The organism is Paraburkholderia sp. (assembly GCF_035656215.1).
GTDB lineage: Bacteria > Pseudomonadota > Gammaproteobacteria > Burkholderiales > Burkholderiaceae > Paraburkholderia.
This window is the reverse complement of the sequence record NZ_DASRSY010000136.1, coordinates 1-10263: the sequence shown is the minus strand read 5'-3', so window position 1 is coordinate 10263 and position 10263 is coordinate 1. Positions and strand designations below refer to the sequence as shown.

The 10263-nt window shown below is 60.1% G+C and carries 8 protein-coding genes; 6 read left to right on the top strand and 2 right to left on the bottom strand.

Translation table 11 applies throughout. The features are described from left to right. Positions 1–1921, bottom strand: a 1921-nt coding sequence (locus VFE81_RS07930) for an ESPR-type extended signal peptide-containing protein (protein WP_325044071.1), incomplete at its 3' end; no start/stop codon positions are given. A gap of 592 nt (positions 1922–2513) precedes the next feature. Here VFE81_RS07930 and VFE81_RS07925 point away from each other — a divergent pair. The 4 genes from VFE81_RS07925 (at position 2514) to VFE81_RS07910 (ending at position 6437) form a co-directional block, all read left to right on the top strand. Continuing rightward, entirely contained in the window at positions 2514–3533 is a 1020-nt protein-coding gene (locus VFE81_RS07925; protein ID WP_325044070.1) for a beta-propeller fold lactonase family protein, read from the top strand. A 31-nt stretch (positions 3534–3564) separates the two neighbouring features. Next, the gene (locus VFE81_RS07920) at positions 3565–4563 is read left to right on the top strand and encodes a sterol desaturase family protein (protein ID WP_325044069.1); all 999 of its coding nucleotides are present in this window, start codon (positions 3565–3567) and stop codon (positions 4561–4563) included. Between the two features lie 183 nt (positions 4564–4746). After that, positions 4747–5577, top strand: coding sequence for an EI24 domain-containing protein (locus VFE81_RS07915; RefSeq protein WP_325044068.1), 831 nt, complete (start codon positions 4747–4749; stop codon positions 5575–5577). A 29-nt stretch (positions 5578–5606) separates the two neighbouring features. Continuing rightward, positions 5607–6437 carry a competence/damage-inducible protein A gene (locus VFE81_RS07910; protein WP_325044067.1) on the top strand — a complete coding sequence of 277 codons (831 nt, stop codon included), beginning with the start codon at positions 5607–5609 and terminating at the stop codon, positions 6435–6437. 275 nt (positions 6438–6712) lie between these two features. Here VFE81_RS07910 and VFE81_RS07905 read toward each other — a convergent pair whose 3' ends face one another. Continuing rightward, positions 6713–7177, bottom strand: a complete 465-nt coding sequence (locus tag VFE81_RS07905; RefSeq protein ID WP_325044066.1) for a rhodanese-like domain-containing protein — start codon at positions 7175–7177, stop codon at positions 6713–6715. A 439-nt stretch (positions 7178–7616) separates the two neighbouring features. On the opposite strand from VFE81_RS07905, the gene glnA reads away from it, so the two are divergent. Beyond that, positions 7617–9032 (top strand): type I glutamate--ammonia ligase, encoded by a 1416-nt coding sequence (gene glnA / locus VFE81_RS07900; protein ID WP_325044065.1) that lies wholly within the window; start codon positions 7617–7619, stop codon positions 9030–9032. 211 nt (positions 9033–9243) lie between these two features. Beyond that, positions 9244–10263, top strand: a 1020-nt coding sequence (locus VFE81_RS07895) for a two-component system sensor histidine kinase NtrB (protein ID WP_325044064.1), incomplete at its 3' end; no start/stop codon positions are given.

Genomic DNA, 10263 nt, shown 5'->3' with positions numbered 1-10263 from the left:
CGGAGTTGGCACCAGTCACGGTCGAATACGCACCGATAGCAGTGCCCAAAATACCCGCGGCGGAATAGGCGCCGAATGCCACGGAACCGAAGCCGGATGCATTCGATCCGTTGCCAATCGCCACCGCTGTCATGCCTGCGGCGTCTGCCATATTACCGATTGCAACTGCATTGAGGCCTTCAGCCTGAGCCTTGTAGCCGAATGCCGACGAATAGTCGCCGCTAGCTACGGCGTTTGCGCCTGCAGCAACCGCCTGGTTACCACTCGCGACGGCGTCATCTGAGCCGGTCCCGACCCCATCGGCCTTGAAGTAGTGCAGCGTGCCGGTTTTAGCGATGGCGTCGACTTTGCCGTCAACTGCGCTGAGTTGGCTGACATTGACAGCATCTGTCGGGGCAGCGCCGGCCGCGATATTGGTCACGCGGCGTTCGTTGCCTGCGGAGCCGACCGATACTTCGCCGCTTGCGGTAGTGGCCGCGACGGCTGTAGCACCCGGGCCGTACGGTACAACTGCCGCTTCAGTCAGATCAGCGGTCGTGGTCGAATTTGCGCCGAGTGCGACGCTGTTGGGCGCAGATGCCGTGGCGCCGCTACCGAGTGCGACGGTGTTGTCATTTTGAGCCGCGGCTTTGTTGCCGATTGCCACGCCACCCGTGCCCGTTGAAAGCGAGTCGCTGCCTAGCGCAGTGGAGTACTGAGCAGTTGCCGACGAACCAGCACCAAGGGCTGTCGTGCCCACTTCGCTAGCCATTGAATACGCTCCCAAGGCGGCAGATCCTAAGCCCGAGGCTTGAGCGTTCGATCCGACCGCGACTGCCATGTCGCTTGCACTGGTCCAGGCGCCGACCGCAACTGAACGCAGTCCGTTGGCCTGTGCGTCGTAACCGACTGCCGATGATGCGAGACCTACGGCATGGGCATCGTCTGGCGCCAAGCCGGTATCATTGGTGCGGACGTATTTGACGCCGCTACCGTTTTCCTGGATGTAGTTGCTGCTGGTGTCGCCGGCAATAGCGTAGAGCTGCGCGCCGTTGACGGCGTCGGTGCTGGTAGCGGAAACCGCACCTTGATGCACGTTCGTTATCGTCGTGCCGCCGGTTACGCCGCCGTCCGCCGATGCCGGGCCGGCGAGCGTCACGCTGCTCTTGTCGGTAGGCGTTGCGTCGTACTGGACGCTATTGGCGGTGGCCGCGGCGATCTGGCTGTCGACGGCCTTGAGTTGGCTGACGTTGACGGCGTCGGTGTCCGCTGCGCCAGCGGCGACGTTTGTCACGCGCCGCTCTTTGCTGGCGGAGCCTAACGATACTTCACCTGCCGCGGCGGTGCCTGCGATTGTTGTGGCATCTGCGCCGGTGGGTACATAGGCCAGTGCGCTCAGATCGCCCTTTGTAGTCGAGTTCGCGCCCAGCGCAACGCTATTGTCTTTCGACGCCTGAGCGTTCGCACCCAGCGCGACCGAATAATTGCCGCCGACTAGTGATGAGGTGCCGAGCCCGACCGAATAGTTACCGCCAACAAAGGACGACGCGCCGCCTGCGAATGCGCCAATACCCGTGGTCATCGCGCTACTGCCAATTGCAAGGGCAGACGCACTGGACGCGAACGCGCCATAGCCGATAGCAGTTGCGTTACTGGCCGTAGCCTTAGCGTTTACGCCCGCTGCAAGGGCCTGACTGTTTGCCGAGGCCATAGCGACGTTATCTCCGGTGCCCGTTCCGCTGGCGTCGAAGTAACTAGCGGCGGCATCTGCATCCGCAAATGCTACCGATGACCCACCCATCAGCACCGCCCCCGCCAACACCGCTTGCGCGACCGCCAGCTTGCGCGCTGAGCCGCGCTTGGTCTTCGCCCGAGCCGTTTCCGACGTAGCGACCCACGTTCCCGTCGCCTCACACCAAACCGATTTGTAAATCTTGTTCATTATTTCAGAAACTCCGCGGTATTACATGCGTGGCAAGTGCATGAAAGCACGGTGATTCGGATAAGGCGTCATCGCCCCAATGCGTCGCGCACATAAAGACATATAGGCCGCGGTTGTCCGTGTGGTCCGTTTTCTGTCCTGCTGATTTTTCGCGCGTCCGAATCGCCGGTGTCACGCGCTTAAGTCCACAGGATTAAGTGCATGGGCGATGATCGGCGGGATTGTCAGGTCTGGCGGGGAAGGGGTGGAATAAGAAAATTCTTAATTGGTTGAAAATAAATATTTCATGTAATTAATTTTTAGTAAGTATGTTTTAAGTGTATTTAAATAAAGAGCGATCTGAGTTTGTCTTATGTTTTGGATGTCAATATAAGAATGTAATAAATCGTGCTGTAGTGGGAAATAATGAATTGATTCAAATTTTCCTACGTGAGACCGGCATTGGGCCGTTAGTAAACCAGAACCTCCTGACAGAATTCGCGCAAATGGCCAACGCGCTTCTTCAGTTTCCTTTTGTCGCACCCGCATCCGCGTCAACCGCTGGTCATAGCAAACGTTCTACAATGACGGTCGTTCTCCGAAGTGAGTTTTCATGCGTAAATTTTTTCTTCCCGGCTTGACTGCCACGTTCGCCGCAGGCGCGGCACTGGTCGCCGCCGCAGGCTTTTTTTCTCCGGCGGCCCACGCCAACAACGTGATCGTGCTCAATTCCGGCGAAGCCACGCTGAGCCTGATCGATGAGACCACCCGCCAGGTTGTCGGCACGGTGCCGACGGGCAAGGAACCGCACCACCTGATGGCCACGCCGGACAATTCGTCGCTGATCGTCGCCAACTCGGTGTCGAACAACCTGATGTTCGTCGATCCGAAGACGGGCCAGGTTCAGCGTTGGGTCGAGAACATCGAGGACCCGTACCAGATCGGCTTTTCGCCCGACCGCAAGTGGCTTGTCACCACCGGGCTGCGCCTGGACCGTCTCGACATCTATCATTACGACGGCCAGAAAAACCAGATGATGCTGGCCTCGCGTCTGCCGCTCGCGGTGATGCCGAGCCACATGGCGTTCACCAATGACAGCAAGACGGTTTTCGTCACGCTGCAGGTTTCGGGCGAGTTGGCCGCAATCGATCTGGCCACGCAAACGGTCAAGTGGAAGATGAAGGTCGGCAAGGTGCCGGCCGGCCTGTGGATGACACCGGGCGAGAAGTACCTTCTGATCGGCATGACCGGGTCGGATTACGTCGCCGTTGTCGACTGGCGCAACCAGAAAATCGTCAAAACGATCCAGACAGGCAAGGGCGCGCACAACTTCCGCTCGCTGGCTGACGGCAAGCATGTGGCGGTGTCGAACCGTGTCGCGAGCACGATCAGCATCATCGACGAAGACACGCTCACCAACGTCGGCGACATCACCGGGCTGATGCCGGGACCGGACGATATGGAACTTTCCGCCGACAAACGCTATCTGTGGGTTACCTTCCGCTTCGCGAAGCACGTCGGCATCATCGACCTGAACACGCGTAAGTTGATCCAGACGATTGCCGTCGGCCGTTCGCCGCACGGTATCTATTTCTTCAATCGCGCGCCGGTCACGGCGCCGAACGGCGCTTGATGCTGTAATAAGGAAGTAACAGGCCGGCACCATGTTCCATCTGATTTTTTCTTCTCTCGACAGCTTCGTCTCGGCGGTGCAGACGCTGCTGTACGTCGACGTGGTGCAGCCGTTGCTGTTCCGCTTCGATCTGATGGACTACGACGAAGACACTTACGACAGCCTGTATTGGGTGATCGTCGGCGTCTTCGAGGTGCTGGCGATGTACGCGATCCTGCGCCCGCTCGAGGCGCTGCGCCCGGTGGAGAAATGGGAAAACCGCAAGGCAGTGCGCGTCGACGTGATCTACACCTGGATCGCCAAGCTCGGCATCCTCAACCTGTTTTTCTTTTTCGCGCTGCAGCCGTTCTTCGACAACGTTCAGGCCTGGCTGCGTCTGCACAACATCGCGAATATCGAATTCGACAATCTGTGGCCAGGCGTCACTACGCAGCCGCTCGTCACGTTCGTGATGTATCTGCTCGTGCTCGATTTCGCCGGTTACTGGTACCACCGTTGGGAACATCGGATCGGCGTGTGGTGGGAATTGCACGCGGTGCATCACAGCCAGCAACAGATGTCGCTGTGGTCCGACGACCGTAACCATCTGCTCGACGATCTGTTGCAAGCGTCATTCTTCGCGGTGATCGCGCTGGTGATCGGCGTGCCGCCATCGCAATTCGTCGTGCTGGTGGCCATCACCAACCTGGCGCAGAGCGTGCAGCACGCGAACATTCGCCTGTACTTCGGCTGGCTCGGTGAGCGCCTGCTGGTCAGTCCGACTTTCCATCGCCGTCACCACGCGATCGGCTACGGTCATGAAGGCCTGAACTATGGTTGCAATTTCGGTGTGCTGTTCCCGTGGTGGGACATGCTGTTTGGCAGCGTCTCCTGGAACCGGGAGATGGAGCCGACCGGCATCCGTGACCAGCTCGAAGGCCGCCGCTATGGTGACGGTTTCTGGGCGCAGCACTGGCTCGCCTTCGTGCGCATCGCCGGGCGGCTTGCGCCGAAGCGTCGCACCGAGGGTAGGGACGCCACCCCGGTTTGAGCATTCTTCCTCTCACGCCGCCGGTTTTCCCGGCGGCGCGTCACGTGGTTTATCCTGTCCACGTTTTCGCGCACGTTCCTGGTTCGTTTTCTGGTCCGCGTTCAGATCCGTTTGCCGGACTCTTTGCCGGTTCGTCGCGCCGCTTCCCTTATTCCATCGTTTCGTTCACCGGCACTGGCTCGCATGAATGATCTGTTGCGCTCGTTCGGACGTGCGCTTGCAAGCGCGCTCCACCCGCGCATGCTCTGGCTCACCTTTCTGCCGTTTCTGGCGGCGACGGTTGGGTGGGGCGTGACGCTGTGGTTTTCCTGGCAGACGCTGACCGGTGCTACCCGCACGTGGCTCGAAAGCTGGTCGTTTACGGTCACGCTGTATCGTCTGTTCGACTGGCTCGGCTTTTCGGCGCTACACGCGGCGATCGCGCCGTTTATCGTGATTGTGATGGCGATTCCGCTGATCGTCGTCACGGTGCTGCTGCTGATCGCCACGCTGTCGATGCCGGCCGTGATCCGCTTTCTGTCGGCGCGGCAATTTACTGGACTCGAAATGCGCCACGGCGGAACGTGGTACGGTAGCCTCGGTCAGGCGTTGTGGACGACGCTGGTCTGTCTCGTGTTGCTGATCGTCACGTTGCCGCTGTGGTTGGTGCCGCCGTTCTTCGCGCTGATTCCGCCGCTCCTGTGGGGCTGGCTGACGTATCGCGTAATGAGTTACGACGCGCTCGCACTGCATGCCACGCGTGACGAGCGGCGCGCGCTGGTACGGCGCTTCCGGCTGCCGCTGCTATTGATCGGCATCGCGAGCGGATTGCTGGGGTCCCTGCCTACTCTATTGTGGGCATCGTCGGTATGGCTGATCGTGCTGTTCCCGGTGATCACCGCGGTGACGATCTGGATTTACGCGTTCATCCTCGTGTTTTCGGCGCTGTGGTTCGGCTACTACTGTTTGCGCGCGCTGCAACGCATGCGCGCGGAAGAGCACGGTCCGCGGCACGCGGCGCCGGTTCCTTACTGATGAATATTGATTAAGCGAAAGAGGCGGCAATGACATTTGGCGTCATCATCATCGGCGACGAAATCCTGTCGGGCAGACGCATCGACAAACATCTGCCGAAGGTCATCGAGTTGCTGGGTGCGCGCGGGCTGTCGCTCGGCTGGGCGGAATACATCGGCGACGAGCCGGACCGCATCACGGCAACGCTGCGGCGCACGTTCGCATCGGGCGACATCGTGTTTTCCACGGGCGGCATCGGCGCCACGCCGGACGACCATACTCGCCAGTGCGCGGCAGCCGCGCTTGGCGTGCCGCTCGAACTGCATCCGGAGGCCGCGCAGCTGATTCAGGAGCGCATCCGCGATATGTATCCGGCGAACGCGGCAACGCCGCTTGATCTGGCGTCGCCGGAGAACCGGCACCGTCTGAATATGGGTACGTATCCGCAGGGCGCATCGATCATTCCCAACGGCTACAACAAGATCCCTGGCTTCTCGATCAAACAGCACTACTTCGTGCCGGGCTTCCCGGTCATGGCGTGGCCGATGATCGAGTGGGTGCTGGATACGCAATACGCGCATCTGCATCACGCGATGCCGCACGCGGAAAAGTCATTGCTGGTCTTCGAGTTGCCCGAGTCGCGCCTGACGCCGTTGATGGAAAAGATCGAACACGATTTTCCGGGCGTGCGGGTGTTCAGCCTGCCGAGCGTGGGCGATGCGGAGCGCGGCGGCGTGTATGCACGGCATCACATCGATCTCGGTGTGAAGGGCGAACCGGAAGCGGTGGCAGCGGCCTTCGTGAAGCTGCGCGAAGGGGTGCACCTGCTGGGCGGCGATATCGTCGAGTTTGAGGCGGCTGTGGCTAAACCGCGCGGTTGAGCCGCGGTTGATCAGCCCAACACGTCAGACTTCGTTCGGGCTCACTCGCACCCGTGCCTAACTTATTAAGACTCGATGCATCATCGGCCTGTCACATGCAGCGCCGACGATGCGGCTAATCGTCCCGCCCATCGTCTGGCGGCACCTTCAAGTGTTCTCGTGCACCGGCTTGCATGCGCGTCTGGCGAAAGCGACCCGTTGCATCCCTCCTGTCGCGATACGCGCACGCAGGCGCCGCTGAAGCGGGCAGCAACGTCTGGACCGCCGACCATCAATCAGGCGCCAATCCACGGCAAGCCGCGAAAGCACCAGCCCGACACTGTCTTCCGATGCCCCTGGCCGTCCTTATCGCCCTCGAAGCCTTCCAGCAGGTCATACGCTTTGGTAAAGCCGGCCTGGGCGGCGGCGATCGCGGCGAGCTTCGAACGCGCGGCGCTGCGGCACAAAAACAGCACCGGCGTATCGGGCGTGGCCAACTGGCTGAGTTGCTGAAGGAATTCCTGGTTCGGCACGGCGCCCGGATAACGCGTCCACTCCACATGCGCGTATTGCCCGTCGCCGATAAGCGGCCGGCCGACCCAATCGAGTTCGGCGCGAGTGCGCACGTCGACGAGACGCGTGCGCGGGTCGAGTTGCAGCAGTTCGAACGCTTCGGCGGGCAATATCGCGCCCGCATAGGGCAACTGGTTCTCGATGCGGCGCTTGTCCGCCTGGGCGTACAACTGTTCGAGCGTGCTCATGAGCGCAAATCTCCTTCGGACCAAATGACCATTCTAGCGCGCGGCGGCCAGGGCGCATGCCGTTCAGATAAGGCGTCTGGTCAGCGCGAAGCAAGGAGACGACCGCCCAATAATGGTGCGTTTTTCCGCAAATGCACCAAAATAGAGACGTCGGCAGTTGTTGGTTTTACGAATGCACTAACTCGGTGCGTCACGCGACGTACAGATTTCGGGGCTGCATGCTGTTCGGTGCGCGCATTCCCCGCAAATGCGCGCGCAGTGCGGTTTTGCGTCGGATTGGCGCATGCATGGCACAGAAGCTGCTTTATTGGTGTCGATCGATTTGTTCCAGCAGACTTTTATGTTCGTCCTCAACGATAGAGGGGTGGACGTGCCGGAGCGGGTCAGCTAGATTGGGCGGCGGCTGAATCCGCCGAATTCGTTAATCAGGAGATAGGTTATGAGTAAATCCGTGGCCGACGTCGTTCAACTCGTCAAAGACGAAGACGTCAAGTTTGTCGACTTTCGTTTCACCGACACGCGCGGCAAAGAGCAACACGTTTCGGTGCCGGTGTCGGCATTCGATGAAGACAAGTTCGAAAGCGGCCATGCGTTTGACGGTTCGTCGATTGCCGGCTGGAAGGGCATCGAAGCATCGGACATGTTGCTGATCCCGGACGCGAACACCGCCTTCATCGACCCGTTCTATGAAGAGTCGACCCTCGTGCTGACCTGCGACGTCGTCGAACCGGCTGACGGCAAGGGCTACGAACGCGACCCGCGTTCGCTTGCAAAGCGCGCTGAAGCGTACCTGAAGAGCACGGGCCTCGGCGACACGGCCTTCTTCGGTCCGGAACCGGAATTCTTCATTTTCGACTCGATCAAGTGGGGCACGGATCAGTCGGGCACGTTCGTCAAGATCGGCTCGGAAGAAGCACCGTGGTCGTCGTCGATGGACTTCGAAGGCGGCAACACCGGCCACCGTCCGGGCACCAAGGGCGGCTATTTCCCGGTCGCTCCGGTCGACACATTCCAGGACATCCGTTCGGAAATGTGTCTCCTGCTCGAACAGATCGGCATCCCGGTCGAAGTGCATCACCATGAAGTCGCGGGCCAGGGCCAGAACGAAATCGGCACGAAGTTCTCGACGCTGGTGCAACGCGCCGACTGGCTGCAGCAAATGAAGTACATCATCCACAACGTCGCGCACACGTACGGCAAGACGGCTACGTTCATGCCGAAGCCGGTGGTCGGCGATAACGGTTCGGGCATGCACGTTCACCAGTCGATCTGGAAAGACGGCCAGAACCTGTTCGCAGGCAACGGTTACGCAGGTCTGTCGGAATTCGCGCTGTTCTACATCGGCGGCATCATCAAGCATGCTCGCGCGCTGAACGCGATCACGAACCCGTCGACGAACTCGTACAAGCGTCTCGTGCCGCACTTCGAAGCACCGGTGAAGCTCGCTTACTCGGCGAAGAACCGCTCGGCATCGATCCGCATTCCGCACGTGTCGAACCCGAAGGGCCGCCGTATCGAAACGCGTTTCCCGGATCCGATGGCGAATCCGTACCTGTGCTTCTCCGCGCTGATGATGGCGGGTCTGGACGGCGTGCAGAACAAGATTCACCCGGGCGAAGCTGCCGACAAGAACCTGTACGACCTGCCGCCGGAAGAGGATGCAAAGATCCCGACCGTGTGTGCCGGCCTCGACCAGGCGCTGGACGCACTCGACGCGGACCGCGAATTCCTGACGCGCGGTGGCGTGTTCACGGACTCGATGCTCGACGCGTACATCGAACTGAAGACCGGCGAGCTGCAACGCTATCGTCAGTCGGTGCACCCGATCGAATTCGAAATGTACTACTCGCTGTAAGCGGCAATGGCGCTTCGCCCTTCAAACGGCGAAGCGCTTTGCCCGACGCTCGCGATCGGTCACAAAGGGACGGCGGCGCCGTCCCTTTTTTGTTAGACCTGAATTCGTTCGAAGCGTAGGGGCAATGAAGCAGGACACCAGGCAGGACACGAGGCAGAGCAATAAGCGGTACACCTGATTTATCACCATCTCCTATCGGCCAGACTGCAAGATGGTTCTGAAGAATCTGATGAAGGCAAGAAAAGGGCACGAGCAGACGCTGTCGGACGACGCTCAGCTGGTGAGTTCCGGTTTGCTGCCGGGCTTCGAGGGACTACCGACGGTCGTGCTGGTGCTCGAAAAGCGCACGCTGCGCGTCGTGTTTGCGAATCCGTCGGCGGAATCGATGCTGGAGCTTTCGCGAAAGCAACTGACGCAGATGGCGTGGCAGGACATCTTCTCGAATGCCGACGAACTGGTCGCCACGATTTCCGCGATCGCCGCCCACCGTTTTCACGCGACGCATCTGGACGCCGTACTCGAGCGTCCGGGCCACGAGCCGCTGCATGTGCACGCGATCGTCGGCTTTCTGGAGAGCGCGCAAGACTATGTGTTGCTCGAACTGTTCGAGAACGAGCGGCATTTACGCTCCGACCGCGAGGAGCGCATTAATGACCTCACGGCCGTCAACAAACAACTAATCCGCAATCTCGCGCACGAGATCAAGAATCCGCTTGGCGGGATTCGCGGCGCGGCGCAACTGCTTGAGTTCGAACTCGGCGAGCGCGAACGGGACGAGTTGCGCGAGTACACGCAAGTCATCATCAAGGAATCGGACCGGCTGCAAACGCTGGTCGATCGTTTGCTGGAGCCGCACCGTCATCCGCATATCGTCGGCGACGTGAATATTCACGAAGTGTGTGAGCGCGTGCGTCAGGTGATTCTCGCGGAGTTTCCGCGCGGTCTCACGATCGAGCGCGATTACGACGTGAGTGTGCCCGACCTGCGCGGCGACAAGGAGCAACTGATTCAGGCGCTTCTGAACATCGTGCGCAATGCAGCCGAAGCGCTGCGTGAACGCATCTCGCAAGGCGACGCGCGCATCGAATTGCGCACTCGCATTGCGCGCAAGATTACCGTGTCGAAACGTTTATGTAAGCTGGCACTGGACTTGCATATCATTGACAACGGACCTGGCATTCCCGAGGAAATCCGTGACCGCATTTTCTATCCGCTCGTATCGGGGCGTGAG